The 16092-nt window shown below is 72.7% G+C and carries 16 protein-coding genes and 1 pseudogene; 6 read left to right on the forward strand and 11 right to left on the reverse strand.

Going from position 1 to position 16092, the window contains the following annotated elements:
* Positions 1-27 precede the first annotated feature (27 nt).
* Both CHC05_RS02515 and CHC05_RS02520 read right to left on the reverse strand, forming a co-directional pair.
* Positions 28-279: a hypothetical protein gene (locus CHC05_RS02515; protein WP_089244169.1), complete on the reverse strand. Its 252-nt coding sequence runs from the start codon at positions 277-279 to the stop codon at positions 28-30.
* Position 280: 1 nt separating this feature from the next.
* Positions 281-1633 carry an FAD-dependent oxidoreductase gene (locus tag CHC05_RS02520; RefSeq protein WP_218824396.1) on the reverse strand — a complete coding sequence of 451 codons (1353 nt, stop codon included), beginning with the start codon at positions 1631-1633 and terminating at the stop codon, positions 281-283.
* 100 nt (positions 1634-1733) lie between these two features.
* Here CHC05_RS02520 and CHC05_RS41255 point away from each other — a divergent pair, with 100 nt between their 5' ends.
* On the forward strand, positions 1734-2354 hold the full coding sequence (locus CHC05_RS41255; RefSeq protein ID WP_179266019.1) for a cupin domain-containing protein: 621 nt from the start codon (positions 1734-1736) through the stop codon (positions 2352-2354).
* Here the strand turns inward: CHC05_RS41255 and CHC05_RS02530 are convergent.
* The 7 genes from CHC05_RS02530 to CHC05_RS02560 are packed head-to-tail and all read right to left on the reverse strand — an operon-like array spanning position 2340 to position 9386.
* Positions 2340-2744 carry an OsmC family protein gene (locus CHC05_RS02530; protein ID WP_089244173.1) on the reverse strand — a complete coding sequence of 135 codons (405 nt, stop codon included), beginning with the start codon at positions 2742-2744 and terminating at the stop codon, positions 2340-2342. The two genes, CHC05_RS41255 and CHC05_RS02530, sit on opposite strands and share 15 nt — an antisense overlap.
* Complete coding sequence (locus CHC05_RS02535) at positions 2741-4117, reverse strand: YlbE family protein (RefSeq protein ID WP_089244175.1); 1377 nt, start codon at positions 4115-4117, stop codon at positions 2741-2743. The genes CHC05_RS02530 and CHC05_RS02535 overlap by 4 nt, the downstream gene beginning before the upstream one ends.
* The gene (locus CHC05_RS02540; protein ID WP_089244177.1) at positions 4114-5538 is read right to left on the reverse strand and encodes an argininosuccinate lyase; all 1425 of its coding nucleotides are present in this window, start codon (positions 5536-5538) and stop codon (positions 4114-4116) included. Before CHC05_RS02540 ends, CHC05_RS02535 begins: the two co-directional genes overlap by 4 nt.
* Complete coding sequence (locus tag CHC05_RS02545) at positions 5535-6431, reverse strand: 1-aminocyclopropane-1-carboxylate deaminase/D-cysteine desulfhydrase (RefSeq protein ID WP_179266020.1); 897 nt, start codon at positions 6429-6431, stop codon at positions 5535-5537. The genes CHC05_RS02540 and CHC05_RS02545 overlap by 4 nt, the downstream gene beginning before the upstream one ends.
* A complete protein-coding gene (locus tag CHC05_RS02550) occupies positions 6428-7735 on the reverse strand; it encodes a class-II fumarase/aspartase family protein (RefSeq protein ID WP_089244181.1) in 1308 nt (435 codons plus the stop codon). Before CHC05_RS02550 ends, CHC05_RS02545 begins: the two co-directional genes overlap by 4 nt.
* Positions 7720-8622: an XcbA family protein gene (locus CHC05_RS02555; protein ID WP_089244183.1), complete on the reverse strand. Its 903-nt coding sequence runs from the start codon at positions 8620-8622 to the stop codon at positions 7720-7722. The genes CHC05_RS02550 and CHC05_RS02555 overlap by 16 nt, the downstream gene beginning before the upstream one ends.
* Positions 8619-9386 carry a phosphosulfolactate synthase gene (locus CHC05_RS02560; protein WP_218824397.1) on the reverse strand — a complete coding sequence of 256 codons (768 nt, stop codon included), beginning with the start codon at positions 9384-9386 and terminating at the stop codon, positions 8619-8621. The genes CHC05_RS02555 and CHC05_RS02560 overlap by 4 nt, the downstream gene beginning before the upstream one ends.
* Before the next feature lie 70 nt (positions 9387-9456).
* Between CHC05_RS02560 and CHC05_RS02565 the strand changes: the two genes are divergently transcribed.
* Positions 9457-10530 carry an AIR synthase related protein gene (locus tag CHC05_RS02565; protein ID WP_089244187.1) on the forward strand — a complete coding sequence of 358 codons (1074 nt, stop codon included), beginning with the start codon at positions 9457-9459 and terminating at the stop codon, positions 10528-10530.
* Positions 10531-10586: 56 nt separating this feature from the next.
* Here the strand turns inward: CHC05_RS02565 and CHC05_RS42270 are convergent.
* Positions 10587-10922, reverse strand: a pseudogene (locus CHC05_RS42270) (VTT domain-containing protein); the annotation flags it as partial.
* A gap of 97 nt (positions 10923-11019) precedes the next feature.
* Between CHC05_RS42270 and CHC05_RS02575 the strand changes: the two are divergent.
* Complete coding sequence (locus tag CHC05_RS02575) at positions 11020-12468, forward strand: alkaline phosphatase PhoX (protein ID WP_089244191.1); 1449 nt, start codon at positions 11020-11022, stop codon at positions 12466-12468.
* Positions 12469-12518: 50 nt separating this feature from the next.
* Here CHC05_RS02575 and CHC05_RS02580 read toward each other — a convergent pair whose 3' ends face one another.
* Complete coding sequence (locus CHC05_RS02580) at positions 12519-12980, reverse strand: nuclear transport factor 2 family protein (RefSeq protein WP_089244193.1); 462 nt, start codon at positions 12978-12980, stop codon at positions 12519-12521.
* A gap of 143 nt (positions 12981-13123) precedes the next feature.
* On the opposite strand from CHC05_RS02580, the gene CHC05_RS02585 reads away from it, so the two are divergent.
* The 3 genes from CHC05_RS02585 (at position 13124) to CHC05_RS02595 (ending at position 16078) form a co-directional block, all read left to right on the forward strand.
* A complete protein-coding gene (locus CHC05_RS02585; protein WP_144022452.1) occupies positions 13124-13714 on the forward strand; it encodes a TetR/AcrR family transcriptional regulator in 591 nt (196 codons plus the stop codon).
* 160 nt (positions 13715-13874) lie between these two features.
* Positions 13875-14633: a glucose 1-dehydrogenase gene (locus CHC05_RS02590; protein ID WP_089244197.1), complete on the forward strand. Its 759-nt coding sequence runs from the start codon at positions 13875-13877 to the stop codon at positions 14631-14633.
* Entirely contained in the window at positions 14630-16078 is a 1449-nt protein-coding gene (locus CHC05_RS02595) for a DHA2 family efflux MFS transporter permease subunit (protein WP_089244199.1), read from the forward strand. The genes CHC05_RS02590 and CHC05_RS02595 overlap by 4 nt, the downstream gene beginning before the upstream one ends.
* The last annotated feature ends 14 nt before the right edge of the window (positions 16079-16092 follow it).

The raw sequence follows: 16092 nt of genomic DNA on the forward strand, positions 1-16092 counted from the left end.
AACTGGTTGGGGTGCTCGAACTGGGTTTCAGACCGCGGGACCCTCGGGTCGGGTCGGCCGCGGCCATTGCTTGCGGTGGCTGCCGGGCATGGCCGTCATCACCGTGCGGCGCAGCGACCATGGCAGGAGCCGGTAGACGGGTACGAAGATCCGGGACCAGAAGAGCGACCCGCGGATCGGCGGCGGTGCCACCCCGTGCGCCCGGGCCACCCGGGCCTGGGCGTCCCGCAGCAGGTAGTGCTGCGCGTTCGCACGTAACCACTTCGTCGGCGACGCCATCTCACACCTGCTTGGCGGCGGTGGCGACACCGTCCTGGGCGGCCACGCTGATCGGCTCGTTGAGCGCGCCGATCGGAGGCGAGTAGACGTTCTCCATCGTGGCGAGGTCGTGCAGGGTGATTCCCTTGCGTACGCACACCGCGAGGAAGTCGGCCCGTTCCTTGATGCCCTCACCGCCGACGAGCTGCGCACCGATCAACCGCAGCGTGCCGGGCTCGGCCAGGAGCTTGACCCGGACCTGTTTGACGTCCGGGTAGTAGCGGGCGCGGGAGATGCCGGTCGCGCGCCCGACCACGTGCGGGATGCCGAGCGCGGCGGCCGCGACCTCGCCGAGGGCCACCCCGCCGATCATCCACTTGCCCGCGACCATGCCCCAGGGCACGTAGACGGGCTGGTAGCTGCGCTCGCCGCCGGCCGCATTGGTGCCGGCCACCTTGCCCTGGGCGTACGCGTGACTGCCGGTCAGCCCCTGCAACGGCAGCCCGCCCAGCCCGTGCGGGATCTCGCAGACGTCGCCGGCCGCCCACACGTGCGATGCGGAGGTGGCCATCCGGGCGTCCACGACGAGACCGCCGGTCGAGCCGGCCTTGAGCCCGGCCGCGAGGGCGAGCGCGTTGTTGGGCACCTTGTGCGTCGCGACGACCACCAGCTCGGCCGGGATCTCCCCGTCGGAGGTCTCCACGGCGCGCACCTGCCCGCCCCCGCCGACGAAGCCGCGCAGGGTGGTGTTCCAGTGCATCGTCACGCCCATCTCGGCCCACGACTCCTGCACCGGCCCGGCGACGTCGGGGTCGCACAGCTCGCCCAGCGCCCAGGGGTGGGGGTCGACGAGGTGGGTCTCGATGCCGCGGTGGGCGAGCGCGGTCACCATCTCCAGGCCGAGCGGGGACGCCTCCACGACGACCGCCCGCTGGACGGAGTCGAGGACCTTGTCCCACTCCATCGCCGCGCGGATGTTCTTGACGTAGTAGAGACCGCCGAGATCGCCGCCGGGTACGCCGGGATCCTGGTAGTCGAAGCCCGTCGCGACGATCAGCTCGTCGTAGCTCGTCGTGCCCTCGCCCTCGACCTCGACCGTGCGGTTGGCCGGGTCGAACGAGCGCACCGTCGTCTCATAGTGGATGTCGATCCCGACGTTCTCGTACGTCTCCTTGGTGGCCAGGAACAGCCGCTGGAAGTCCGGGATCTCCTTGCCGTGCACGTAGGGAATGCCGCACGGGCTGTAGCCGACGTCCTCGAAGCTCGTGTAGACGACGACGTCGTTCGACGGATCGGCGGCCTTGGCCGCCCCTGCTGCTCCGATTCCGGCGGCACCGCCGCCGATGATGACCACCTTGCGCGCCAATGGACTCACTCCCGTGGCAGAATGCGCGTACATCATGGAACACCGCGCGTTGACTATCCTGCACGTCAGTTCGCGGTGTCAACAGGCACCGATGTGGAGGAGTTGCCCGATGGCCGTCACCGACGCGCCCTCGCCGGCGCAGACCGACGAGTCCGGTCCTGACCAGGTCCGCGAGATCGTCAGTCTGATCGGTCCGAAGCTGCACGCCCTGCGCACGGCCCAGGGGCACTCGCTGCAGCAGTTGGCCGTGCTGAGCGACGTCTCGGCCGCGGCGATCCACAAGATCGAGCGCAACGGCATGGTTCCCACGATCACGACGCTGCTCAAGCTCGGCGTCGCGCTCGGCGTGCCGGTGAGCCACTTCGTCGAGGAGGACGAGCAGCCGAAGGAGCCCGTGCACTTCACGAAGGCCGACCGGCGCCCGACGGTCTACACGCCGCACGACGGCCTGGCCCTCGCCGGCATCACGGGGTCCTACCGGCAGTTCCAGACCGCCGCGGCGGTCGCGACCGTGACGCCCGGCGCGTCCAGCGGCGACAAGGCGATGGAGCACCCCGGCGAGGAGCTCGTCCACGTCGTCGAGGGCACGCTGACTTTCCGGGTCGGCGAGCGGTCCTACACGCTGGACGCGGGCGACTCGTTGCACTTCAGCGGGCAGGTGCCGCACTACTGGACGAACGACACCGCCGTGCCGGCCCGGGCGATCTGGATGGCGCTACGCAACGGGTGAGCTGTGGTGGATCGTCACGCTCGGGCCCCGCCGCAGCGTGTTGGTCACGTAGCAGACCCGCTCCCCCGCCGCGATCAGCCGCTCGATCTCGGCGTCCGGCAGGTCGACGACCACCTCCAGGGCGATCTCGGCGAACGCCGGGCCGTCGTACGTGCCGGTCGCGTTGACCTCCAGCGGCGGGAGCGCGAGGCCGCGCTTGCGGGCGCTGTAGGCGATCGCCATCGCGAAGCAGGACGCGGCCGCGGTCAGCAGGTAGTCGGTCGGCTGTGGGCCGGTGCCGGTGCCGCCGGCCACGGTCTCGGGCTCGTCGACCCGCAGCGAGTAGGCACCGGCGGTCACGTCGACCTGGTAGCCGTCGACCAGCTTGGCGTGGACGCTGCGGGTGCTCACGAGGCCGCGCTCGCGAGCAGGGCCGCACGGAACACGGCCGGCGGCGCGGTCGCGACACCGGCACCCACCTGACCCAGCCCCGCGTGGGCGTGCAGGATGCCGGTGTTCACCTTGGGCGTCACCCCCGTCTCGACGACGCGGCGCACGTCGACGCCGAGCGGCGTACCCCGGAAGTCCATGGTGGGCAGTTTGAACCTCGTGCTCTCGGCCGCGCAGATCCGGCGCATCGACTCCGTCACCCGGGCCGCGTCGGCCATCGAGCCGCCCAGGAACGCCGCGACCGCCGGCGATCCCGCCGTCGCCGGGCCGCCCAGGCCGACCAGCTCCAGCACCGCGCTGTCGCCGATGTCCAGGCCGCCGTCCTCCGGGCCGTACCCGGGATGGAACAGGGCCTCCTCCACCGGCGGCGCGGGGGCGACGAACCAGCGCGGCGAGCCGGGCAGCCGGATCCCGTAGGTCGTGCCGTTGCGGGCCATCGTCGTGACGATCGTGGCGCCCGCGACCTGTTCCGCGGCCAGCGTGAGGGACTTGGCGGCGGCCATCGCCACCGTCAGGAAGAACAGATGGTTCGCCGAGAGGTACGCGCAGAACTCCTGCGTCGCGGGGTCGTCGCCCAGGGCCGGTACGGCCGGCAGCAGGGAGCGGAGCAGCAGGTTGGTCGACGCCTGGGTGCGCATGTGGACGTCGTCGCCCATCTGCACGCCCTGCGCGGCCAGCCCGAGCACGTCGACCGGGCCGATGCTCGCCAGGATCCTGGCCAACCGCGGCCCGGCCACCTCGCGCAGGAAGACCAGGCGCTCGACGGCCGCCGGCGTCTCGCGGCCCATCCAGGCGACGTCTCCGGCGCCCTGGCCGACCGGCGCGAACGCCCGCACCCCGCCGGCCGCGTTGTCGACCACCCAGACCGGCATGCTCGGGCCGAGCGCGGTGGCCATCGGCACCACGGTGGCATGGTCGTTGGCGGCGGCCAGGGTTATCCGGCCTGTCGCCAGCAACGCCTCCGCCTCGTCCACCTGCCGCGCCCACCCTTCGGCGACCGCCGCCGCCCGCATCGACCGCCGCAGTGGGTCGCACACGTCGTCCCAGGCGATCGGTGGGCCGGGATGCAGCAGGGTCCGGTCTGTCATGCCCGGCACGACGTCCCCGGCCCTACGCACGTCGACGACCACGGGTACGCCGGTGTCGAGCCGGCGCAGCACTTCGGCGTTCGCCGGGTCGATGTCGAGCGAGCGCAGCCCGTAGAGGTCGGTGAGGGCGCGCACGGCGACCGCATCACCGCCGGCCGGGGGCCGCCAGTCGACGTGCACCACGGGGGCGCCCTGTGCCGCGACGGCCTCCGCGAGCCCGGACAGGCCGAGGTTCACCACGCTCATCCGATCCTCCCGAGTTCGTGGGCGCGTTCCCGGACCGCGGTCTCGGCCGCCGCTATCCGGCGGCGGCTCCGCTCGACGCGCCGCTCCAGCTCTTCGGCGGCGGCGCGCACGCCGGCCACCATCGGCCCCATGGCGCTCGGCGCGGCGCCGCCGAGGGCCGTCCGCGACCGCACCAGGGTCGCCGGGTCGAGCGCCACCGCGAGCTCGGTCGCGTCGATCCGCCAGTCCTGACCCGTCACGTCGGACGCCGCCTTGGCCAGGCTGTCGGCGTCGAGCCCGGCCCGCACCGCGCGGGCGACGACCCGGTGCGCGGTGCGGTAGTCCACCGCGAAGCGCCGCATGAGCAGGTCCGCGAGGTCGGCCGCCGCGGTGACGCCGGAGTCCAGCGCCGCGCGCATCCGCTCGGGGCGGGCGGCCAGCGTGCGCACCACCGCCGCGCTCAACCGGGTGACCCGGGCGGCCAGGTCGATCGCGCGCGGGAGCTCGCCGTACACGTAGATCAGGTTGTCGCTGCGGGCCGACGGGGTCTTCGCCACCGCAGCCTGCCCGGCCAGCCGTCCGAGCAGGACCCCCGCCGAGCCACGGACCACGGTCAACGCGTACGGGTTGCGCTTCTGCGGCATGAGAATGCTGGGCCGGGTGTACGCGTCGGCGAGGTCGACGAAGTCGAACTCCGCGCTGGTGAAGATCTCCAGGTCCTCGGCGAGCTTGTCCTGGGTGAGCACGAGGCTGGTGGCCGTCGTGAGCAGGTGCAGGAACGGGTCGGTCTGCCACATCGCATCGCGGGTGTGCGTGATGGCCCGGTCGAAGCCCAGCGCGCGGGCGGAGCCCTCCCGGTCGGCCAGGATCGGCGACCCGTTGGCCGCCCCCGAGCCGGCCGGGCTCCCGTTGACGTGGCCGAGCTCGGCGAGCAGGCGGTCGGCGTCGCGCAGCACCGGGTCGGCGAACGACAGCAGGTAGTGGCCGAACGTCGTGGGCTGCGCCTGCTGGAGGTACGTGTAGTCGGGCATCAGCGTGTCGACGTGCCGCTCGGCCTGGTCGGCCAGGGCGGTGGCGAGCCCGGCGGCGCCGGCGACGAGGTCGAGCAGCTGCGCCCGCAGCGTGATCCGGAGCGCGATCCGGACGGCCTCGCGCCGGGTCCGGCCGGCCCGCAGCCAGCCGGCGTCGGCCCCGATGCGGGCCGTGAGGTGCCGTTCGCGGGAGTCGTAGAGCTCGCCGTGCCGGGGGTCGTAGTCGACGGCCGACATGTCGAGCAGGGCACCGATCAGCTTCCGGGCCGACTCGGCCGGCACGACGCCCCGGTCGGCGAGCTCGACGGCGTGGGCCAGGTCGGCCAGGTTCAGTGCGTCGTGCAGGACGGACGCGTCGGCGGTCTCCCACGCGTATCCCGCCGCGATCAACTCCTCGCCCGGGCCGGTCATGGCTTCAACGCCCAGGGCAGGCCGCCGGTGTGCCACAGGACGGCGGGGGCCTCGGTCGGCAGCGCGGCGAACATCTTCGCGCCGTAGGTGGGGTCGACCAGGATGCCCTCGGTGTCCAGCACCGTCCGCATCGCCCGCCGGTCGGCGTCGCTGACCTGGCCGAAGCCGGTCCCGGTCGCGTCGATCAGGTGCAGGTCGCGGGGATCGGGGGCGGGCGTGCCGGCGAGCGCCGCGCAGCGGGTGGCGAGGTCCAGGACCTCGGCGCGCATCCGGTCGGCCGGGCGGCTCACGGAGACGCCGTACGTCCGCCAGGACGCGCCGATCGCCGCCTGCCCGGCCAGGAAGCCGGCCAGGGAGGCGCCCGATCCGGTCGGGATCAGCACGGTGGCGTCGCCGGCGAGCTGGTCGGCGAGCTCCTCCGCCGCCGCCGCGAAGCCCAGCGCGCCGACGGGCGTCGCTCCGCCGCGCGGCACCGGATACGGGTCGCGGCCCTCGGCGCGGAGCTTGGCCGCGTGCTCGTCTACGAGCCGGTCGAGGTCGTCCCGGTCGGCGCCGGTGAAGAGCAGCCGGGCTCCGCTGCGACTGGCCAGCTCCACCGGGGTCGGCGCGCCCGCCACGAGGATGTCGCAGCGCAGCCCGCACACGCGGGCGGCCAGGGCGGCTGCGGCGATGAAGTTGGAGCTGGGCGCGCCGGCGGTGACCAGCGTGTCGGCGCCTCGGGCGAGCGCGTCGCCGAGCAGGAACTCCAGCGGCCTGGCCTTGTTGCCCGCGACGCCGAAGCCGGTGAGGTCGTCCCGCTTGAGGTGGAGCGGGCCGGTGCCGAGCTTTCTTTCCAGTGCGGGCAGCCGGTGTAGGGGCGTGGGCAGGACCGCGAGGCGACGGCGGGCTTTCATTCCGGCGTCCCGCGGGCGACGATCGCGTCCACCATGGCGCCGGCGGTGGCGACGGCCGGCTCCCGGGTCCATTTCTCGTCCAGGTCGTGCTCCTTCAGCGCCTCGGCCAGGTCGCCGTCGGGGTTCGCGGACAGCGCGTCCTGGAGAAGTTGCTGGGCCCGGTGCTTGCCGTGCCGGCGGGACAGCTCGGCGAGGACGCGCTCGGAGGCCCAGCGTGGGCCGAGGTTGGCCCGCATCCGGTCGGGGTGGACGACCAGCCCGTCGACGAGGTCGGCAGCCAACGACGCCGCCGTGCCGGCCGCCAGCGCGACGTCCGGCAGCGCTGCCCATTCGGCCTTCCACGCCCGACCGTCGCGTTCGTGGCCGCTGACCATGCCCTCGGCCAGGATGCCGGCGTTGGCCCGGGCGAGCCGGGCGAGGGTGTCGAGGTGCTCGCTGAGCTCGGGGTTCCGCTTGTGCGGCATCGTGATGCTGCCGACCGTGTGTTGCGACGGGGCTTCGGACAGCTCGCCGATCTCGGGGCGTTGCAGCTCGTACACCTCGTTGCCGATCCGGGCCAGGGTCCCGGCGACCAGGCTCAGGACGCTGCCGAACTCGGCGACGCGGTCCCGGGTGGACGTCCACGAGAGCCCGGGGTCTGCGAGCTTCAGCCGTTCGCAGAACAGCCGGCGCAGGGCGATGCCGTCCGGCTCGAAGAAGCCCAGCACGCCGACGGCGCCGGCGAGTTGACCGACCGACCAGCGGGCCGATCCCTCGGCGAGCCTGGCTAGGTGCCGGCCCAGCTCGTCGGCCCAGGTGGCGACCTTGAAGCCGAAGGTGATCGGGGCGCCGGGCTGGCCGTGGGTGCGGCCGGCCATGACGGTGTCGCGATGGGTCGCGGCGAGGCGCAGCAGCGTCGCGTGCGCGCGGCGCAGGTCGGCCCGCACGAGCGCGCCGACGTCGCGCATCACCAGGCCGAACCAGGTGTCCGTGAGGTCCTGGACGGTCGCGCCGTAGTACACGTACTCGCTGGCCGGCTCCGGAAGCCTGGTCTGGAGGGCCCGGATCAGGCCGAGCGTGGAGTGTCCCGTGCGCCGCGTCTCGGCCGCCACCAACTCGACGTCGAGTTGGTCCGCGCGGGCGTGCCGCGCGATCTGCTCCGCCGCCCGCCCAGGGATCAGTCCGACCTCCGCCTGGGCGGCGGCGAGCGCGACGAGGATGTCCAGCCAGGACTGGAGGCGGCGCGGCTCCTCGAAGATGTCGGCCAGCGCGGGCGTCCGCCAGAGGCGGGCGTACGCGCCGGACTCCGTCAGACGGGTCGCCACTGCGGCTCCCAGCGGCCGGCCACCTCGCGCAGGGCCTCGCCGACCTGGCCGAGCGAGGCGCCCCACGGCACGACGACGCGGTCGCCGTCGCGTTCGATCTTCTCCTCCAGCAGGCAGCACTTGGTCAGCACGGCGGTGCCGCGCTCGTGGGGCCGCTGCCGTGGGCACATGTCCACAGTGGGCGGCTGATCCCCGTAGAACCACTCGTGGATGTCGCGCGAGCGGGCGCAGCCGAGTAGGGTCCAGTCCTGCCGGGGTGGGCGCTGGTCGAGGTAGGCGGTCTCGCTGAGGCCCACCGCGACGCCCGACCCGGCGCAGGGCAACAAATAGCGCTCCGTTTTCGCGCCGGCTGCGAGGTCGGCGAAGGACACCGTGTCGGCCGCCGGCAGGATCGGCGGCAGGTCCTCGGCCACGGCCAGCAGCCGGCGCACCTGGTCGAGCAGCTTCGCCGGCTCCGGCGGCAGCACCTCCTGGACGACCAGCCGCAGCGGTGCGGGGTTGACGATGAAGCTGACGTGCGCGTAGCGGCCCTGCACCACGACGGCGCGGGGCGTGCCCGGCACGGTCGCGGCGACCCGGGCCAGTTCGGACGGCACGGCGGTGTCGGCCTCGTCATCGACGACGTAGGCGCAGTCGGTCGCGAGCACGTCGACCTCGACGATCGGCGAGAAGAGCGGCTCGGTCGACGCCTTGTCGACGCGTAGCAGGACGGTTTTGCCGGCCGGGTCGCGAGCCACGACGAAGCGGGTGCGCCGGTACGCCTCCCGGCCGAGGAAGTGGGCTCGGAGCTTCTCGTCGCCCAGGGCGAACGGCAGGTGCGTGACCGCCACGCCGCGGTAGGCGCTGGGCACGACGTTGGTCCGCGACCGGAGGTCCGGACCGTTCACAGAGGCCGGCCGAGCGAGAGCGGGGCGGTGTCGGCCCGCAGCCCGAGCCGCAGCGTGGTCAGCGGCAGCACCTCGGCGGGCGCGATGTTGCCGAGGTTGACGTCGGGGCCGAACCGGCTGATCAGCCACGCCTGCTGGTCCTTACGGGGCGCCTCGAAGAGCACCCGGTCGAGCCCGGCCGCGTCGACCGCGGCGTCGATGATGTCGGGCTTCGGGACGCCGGCGCTGTCGTAGATGCCGACGGTGCCGCTCTCCCGGCCCTCGGCGATGATCCAGGTCGCGCCGGCGGCCAGGTCTTCGGCGATCTCGTCGCGCCACTGCCTGCTCGACAGCACCACCGCCGCGTCCTTGACGCCCGTCTCGGCCAGCACGACGAACGTCTCCGCCGCGCTCTTGACCAGCTCGCGCTTGGCGTCGAGGGGCATGTCGGCGACCCCGCGGGAGACCTCGACGGCGTCGAAGCCGCTGCGCCGTGCCCACTCCAGACACTGCTCGGCCCGGCCCTGCGACCAGGCGATCTCCAGCAGCGTGCCGCCCAGGCAGGACGCCACCTCGTGGTCCTTCAACACGGCGAGCTTGCGGTCCAACCCGCGGTCGACGTACGCGGTGCCCCAGCCGAACTTCCAGACGTCGACGTGCTCACCGACCGACTCGAGGATCTCGGTGGTGGCGGAAACCGGCAGGCCACGGTCGAGAACGTGGGTCAGCCCGGCGCGGCGCGGCTTCGTTGACCGCGGTGGCAGCGACAGGAACGACGGACCCACGTCGTCTATGCTATGACGAACGTTTACTTTGCGACAGCCTCGGCGGCTGCCATCTCGTGACGAGGTGTCCATGAACGATTCGTTGGACGAGGTCGTCGCCGCCGTGCGGAACAATCCGGCGGCCCAGGCCAAGCAGGCGATCCGGCTGGTCTCGGAGGTCCTCGGCGACCACAGCTGGGTCGCGGGTCCGGGTGACGACGGCGCCGCCCTGGACGCCGACGGCGGCACCGTCATCGCCTGCGGCGAGGCGCTGTTCCCGCCGTTCGTCCGGGCCGACCCCTACGGCGCGGGCATCGCCGCCGTGCTCGCCAACGTCAACGACGTGGCCGCCATGGGCGGCCTCCCCCTCGGCATCGTCGACACGGTCGTCGGCGACGAGGCCACCGCCCGCCGCGCGCTCGAAGGCATGCGGTACGCCGCGGATCTCTACCGGGTGCCGATCGTCGGCGGCCACCTCACGATCTCCGACGGTCCACCGGCGATCTCGGCGTTCGCGGTCGGCTCCGCGCGTGCCGTGCTGTCGACGACGCGGGTCCGGGCCGGTCAGGATCTCGTCGTCGCGGCCTGCCTGCAGGGGGTCATGCGCGCCGACTTCCCGTTCTTCCCGTCCTTCGAGGAACGCGGCAAGGACCTCGCCGACGACGTCCGGCTGCTGCACACGATCGCCAACGCCGGCCACGCGGCGGCGGCCAAGGACATCAGCATGGCCGGGTTGGTCGGGTCGCTGGCGATGCTGCTGGAGTGGGGCGGCTTCGGCGCGACCGTCGACCTCGACGCCGTCCCGGCGCCGCCCGGCGTGGCGCTGTCGCGCTGGTGCACCTGCTTCCCGTGCTACGGCTTCCTGCTCACCTGCGAGCCCGCGACCACCGACGACTGCGTGCGGTCGTTCACCGCACGCGGGTTGGCGGCGGCCCGGGTGGGCGCCATCGACGCGACCGGCGTAATCGCGTTGCGGTCCGGCGACCGGGTGGTCGACGTGGCATCAGCGCCGGCCACGGGGCTGCGGCGGCCGTCGTCGACCGGCGCCAAACGGGCCCGCGCGAACCGGACGGTCTCGACCACCACGGTCAACGACATGGCCACGCCGAGGCCGAGCAGCAGCCCGCGCAGTGGGTCACCCTCGAACGTCGTGCCGCCGAAGTAGCCGACCAGCGCGGAGTAGAGCGCCCAGGTCACCGCGGCGAGGGCATCGAAGGCGGCGAACCGCCGCCGTGGGTAGCCGAGCGCGCCCATCGACAGCGTCACCGCCGTCCGACCGCCGGGGATGTACCGGGCCACCACGAGGATGAGCCCGCCGCGCTCCGCGACCGCCGACCGGGCCCAGGTCAACACCCGCGACCCGCGACCGCGGCCGCGACCGGCAGCCCGACCCAGCGCGTACGAGACGTGGTCTCCGACGAACGCACCGGCGGCCGCGACCGCGATCAGAGGACGACATCCATGCGTCCACCCTTCGCGGCGCGGCCGCCGCCGGGCACCGGGAGAGTCCCTGTCGATCCCCGGACCTGGCGGTCGGGGTAGACCCGGAGTCTTCATGTCGGCGTTGCCGACAGCTCACGTGGATGGCGTTGCGCTGTCGGTCTGGCCGCGTTGGCTCGGGTTGTCTCTCCTCCGGATCAAGGAGCAACAACACGTGTCTACCTCTCGTCGCGCCCTGCTCGCCGGCGGTGCCGCCGGTGTCGGCCTCGCTGTGGCCGGTGCCGTGCCCTCGCTGGCCCAGGCGCACCCCAACCAGCCCCGCCCGTCCGACGACCACAAGCCGTTCGGGCCGCTGGTGAAGGACCCGGCCGGCATCCTCGCCCTGCCCGCCGGCTTCACGTACACGATCGTGACCCGCACCGGGGTCAGCAAGCTCGACCACGGCCAGGGCCGCACTCCCGGCTCGCACGACGGCATGGCCGTCTTCGACGCCGGGCGTGACCGCTACACGATCATCCAGAACCACGAGATCGACCCGGGCGACGAGCACGGCGTGCCGCACGTCAAGGGCACGGTCTACGACCCCGGTGCGATCGACGCCGGCGGCTGCACGGTGATCACGACCGACCGCGCGGGCCGCAACTACGGCGAGTTCGTCGGCATCTCGGGCACCGTCTCCAACTGCGCCGGCGGGCCGACCCCGTGGCACACCTGGCTGACCTGCGAAGAGACCGACGACCAGGCCGGCGACGCGTGGGAGGCCGACAGCGGTCGCACGGGCGTCTTCCAGAAGGACCACGGCTACGTCTTCGAGGTCTCCTCCGACGGCAAGTCGGACCCGCGCCCGATCAAGTGCCTGGGCCGGTACGCCCACGAGGCGCTGGCGATCGGCACGGACAAGGCGAGCATCTACCTCTCCGAGGACGCCAGCGAGCCGAACGGCCTGTTCTACCGCTGGACCGCGCCGCGCGGGGTCAAGCTCGGCCCGGGCGTGCTCACCCGCCTCGCCCCGAACGCCGGCACCCTCGCCGCGATGCAGATCATCATGGACGACGGCTCGGTGCTGCCGGACGTCGCCTACCTGACCTCCGCGCAGCTCGGCCGCCCGTTCCCCGTGCGGTGGATCGAGGTGCCCGAGCGCGACGCGCAGACCAAGCCGGTGCGCGAGCAGTTCGCCGACGGCCAGGTGACCCGCGGCAAGAAGTTCGAGGGCGTCTGGGCCACCGACGAGGGCGTGTACGTCGTCAACTCGTACGCCTGGGAAGAGGGCGACCTGCCGGCGGACGCGGCCCCGCACGACGGCATGGTGTGGTTCTACAACTTCCGGAACCAGACCATCCAGCTCGTCACGTACTTCCCGCACCAGGCGTCGACCGAGGCGGGCTCGGCACCGAAGTACACCGACCTGACCTTCGACGGCCCGGACAACGTCACCGTGACGCCGTGGGGCAGCCTGGTGCTGGCCGAGGACGGCGAGGGCGCGTCGCACGTGCTGAGCTCGTTCCCCGGCGGCCCGACGTACGCGATCGCCCGCAACGAGCTCAACGACTCGGAGTTCTGCGGCCCGACGTTCACCGCCGACGGCAAGGTGCTCTTCGTCAACATGCAGGACCCGGGCCTGACCCTGGCCATCACCGGCCCGTGGGAGAAGTACCTCGGCTGACCGGAACGCCGACGGAGGCCGGGCAGGCAGCCCGGCCTCCGCGGCTCCGATCAGGCCTCCCGGACCCAGTTGTCCATGGGATCCATCCGGAAGCGGGTCAGCTCCAGCGAGTCGATGAGCCAGATCCCCTCGATCCTGCGGTACGTCTCCCGGTACATGCCGTACCCGCGGTGTCCCGGAGGCGCGTTCTCGCCGGCCTTGAAGGGCACCAGGTCCTCCAGCATCCAGACCCCGGAGGCCACGTCCTCCCCGAGGATCTCGATCTCGGGCATGTGCCCGTGGTGAACCGTCGGGGCGCCACCGGTGTACTCGCGCGTCGCGTCGACCAACTCCCGCGCCGACGGCCACTCGGTGCCGTGGATGACGATCTTCGCTCCGGGTGCGAACAGCGCGACCAGGTCGTCGTACTTCTTCTCGTCGACGAAGCGCCAGTAGCGAGCCTTCATCCGCTTGATGCTCTCGGCCGCCTCCAACGCGTCCAGCCGCCGGACGATCTCGGCGAGCTCACTCATGGTCGTACCTCATCTCGGTTCAGGCGGACGGAGGTCGTCCGCTTTCCGGACCACAGCTCGCCGGACGACTATCGTCCGTTTATCGTGACGCCGTTCACGCCGCGAAACGGACGATCGCCGTCCCAAGTGTTAGGTTTCAGCGGGTGGACCCCTCCTCCGGCATCCGCGCGGACGCGCGGCACAACCGGCTCCAGCTGATCGATGCGACCCGGGCGGCGATCGCCACCCGCGGGCTCGAGGTGTCCGCGCTGGACATCGCGAAAGCGGCCGGCGTCGGCGTCGGCACCCTCTACCGGCGGTTCGGCACCAAGGAAGCCCTGCTCGACGCCGTCGTGATCGGCCTGTACGACGAGATGGTGGAGGTCGCGAAGGCCTGCCTCGACCGACCGGACGCGTGGGACGGGCTCACCGAGTTCATGACCGAGCTCGTCACGGCCCACCGCGACAGCCGCGGGCTGGCGGAGTTCACCGCCCACGACGAGCAGCCGTCGCCCGAGCTCGCCCAGCGGACCGTCGCGCTGCAGGACGCCGTCCGACTCCTGGCCGACCGCGCGCACGAGGCCGGTGACCTGCGGGCGGACGTGACCTGGCAGGACCTCCTGCTCGCCTCGCGCGCCCCGCTCGACACCGACCATTGCCTCGGCGTCGACGCCGGGCCGGACGGCTGGCGCCGCATGCTGACCCTGCTGCTGGACGGCATGCGCGCCCCCGGGCGGACCCCGCTCGCACCGTAGGAACCACCGGCACGCCCAGCCACGCCGGCACCGACCGAGGGTGGCTGGGCTCACTGCGCCTCGGGTCACAAGAAGCGGACGACCGCCGTCCTCTTGGGGTAGCTTCTCGAACCGGACGATGATCGTCCGCTCAATTCTCCCCATTTGGAAGAGGCCGAACATGCGTTTCACCGACAAGGTCATCCTGGTCACCGGCGCCACCTCCGGCATGGGACGCGCCGTTGTCGAGCGCGTCTCCGCCGAGGGCGCCCGGGTCGTGCTGGCCGCCCGCAGCAAGGACGCGGGCGAGGCGTTCGCCGCCGAGCTGCGCGCGGCCGGGCGCGACGTGCTCTTCGTGCCGACCGACGTCACCGTCGGGGCCGAGGTCGAGCTGCTGGTGCGGCGCACCCTCGACCACTACGGGCGGCTCGACGGCGCCTTCAACAACGTCGGCGCGGCCACCGCGCTCGGCCCGATCACCGAAGTCGACCACGACGCCTGGGGCGCGGAGCTCGCGCTGAACCTCGACAGCGTCTTCTTCGGACTCAAGTACCAGATCCCGGCGCTCCAGGCGTCCGGCGGCGGCGCCATCGTCAACAACGCCTCGACCACCGGCGTCACCGGCGTGGCCGGCCTCGCCGCCTACGGCGCCGCCAAGCACGGCGTCATCGGGCTCACCCGGTCCGCGGCGCTCGACGTCGCGACCACCGGCGTGCGGATCAACGCGCTGGTCACCGGCGGCGTCGACACCCCACTGCTGCGGCGCAACATGGGCGCGAACCCCGAAGAGGCCCTCCAGCTCGCCAACGCGATGCATCCCATGGGCCGGATCGGCCAGCCCGCCGAGCTCGCGGCGTTCGCGGCCTTCCTGCTCAGCGACGAGGCCCCGTTCATCACGGGTGCCGCGCTCGCGATCGACGGCGGGCTGACGGCAGCATGACCTCCGACTCCCAGCGGTGGAGAGCCCTGTTCTTCATCTCCATCGCCCAGCTGATGGTCGTGCTCGACTCGGCCGTCATGAACATCGCGCTCCCCTCGGCCCAGCAGGCGCTGCACTTCTCCGACGGCAGCCGGCAATGGGTGGTCACCGCGTACGGCCTGGCGTTCGGCGCCCTGCTGCTCGTCGGGGGCCGGATCGGTGACATGGTCGGCCGCAAGCGGGTATTCCTCTGGGCCCTCGCCGGGTTCGCGATCGTCTCGGCGATCGGCGGACTCGCGGTCAACGCACCGATGCTGCTGATCGCACGAGCGTTCCAAGGTGTGTTCGCGGCCCTGCTGGCGCCGGCGGCCCTGTCGCTCATCTCGCTGTCGTTCACCCGGCCACGCGAGCGGGCCAAGGCCTTCGGCGTGTTCAGCGCGGTCTCCGTGGCCGGCGGCGCGGTCGGCCTGATCGCGGGCGGCCTGCTCACCGAGTACCTGAGCTGGCGCTTCTCGATGTTCGTGCTCGTGCCGATCGCCGTCGTCGGGATCCTCGGTGCCATACCGACGGTCCACGACACGGGCGAGCGGCACCGCGCCCGGCTCGACGTCCCCGGCGTCCTGCTCGCCACCGTCGGCCTCGTCGCCGTGGTGCACGGCTTCAGCAGCGCCGAGAGCGACGGCTGGACAGGCGCCCTGACCATCGCGTCGTTCGTCGCGGGCGTCCTGCTCCTGGCCGCGTTCATCGCGGCGCAGGCGCGGGTGCGGTCGCCGTTGCTTCCACTGCGCGTGCTGACGGAACGCAACCGGGCCGCCGCGTACCTGTCGGTCACCCTGGCCGCGGTCGGGTTGTTCGGGATGTTCCTGCTGCTGAGCTACTACTTCCAGCAGGTCAAGGGCTGGTCACCGGTGCAGGCGGGCCTCGCCTTCATGCCGTTGGCGGTGGCACAGATCGTCGGGGCGACGCAGGTCGGGGCGCGGCTCGCACATCGCCTGTCGCCGCGGCCGATCATGGTCGGCGGGTATCTGGTGACGGCGGTCGGGCTCGTGCTGCTCACCCGCCTGGACGGCGGCAGCGGCTTCCTCGAGATCGCCGTCGCGGAGACCGTCGTCGGCCTCGGCGTCGGGGCCGCGTTCATGCCAGCGATGAGCGTCGCGACCCACGGCGTCGCGCCGCAGGACGCCGGTGTGGCGTCGGCCCTGATCAGCTCGTCCCAGCAGGTCGGCGGGTCGATCGGCACGGCGCTGTTGAACACCGTCGCGACCAGCTCGGCCGCCGCGTACCTGGTGTCGCACGGCGGTGCCACCGTCGCCGGGTCACAGGTGCACGGCTTCTCCCTGGCCTACTGGCTGGCCACCGGGGTGGTCCTCGCCGCGGCCCTGGCCACGGCCGTCATGGTGAACGCCCGGTCGCCGCGGCACACGCCGGCCGCGGACGACGCTCCGGAGCTCGTGGCCGCCCACTGAGGGGTACCGCCCAT

The organism is Asanoa hainanensis (assembly GCF_900188485.1).
GTDB classification, from domain to species: domain Bacteria; phylum Actinomycetota; class Actinomycetes; order Mycobacteriales; family Micromonosporaceae; genus Asanoa; species Asanoa hainanensis.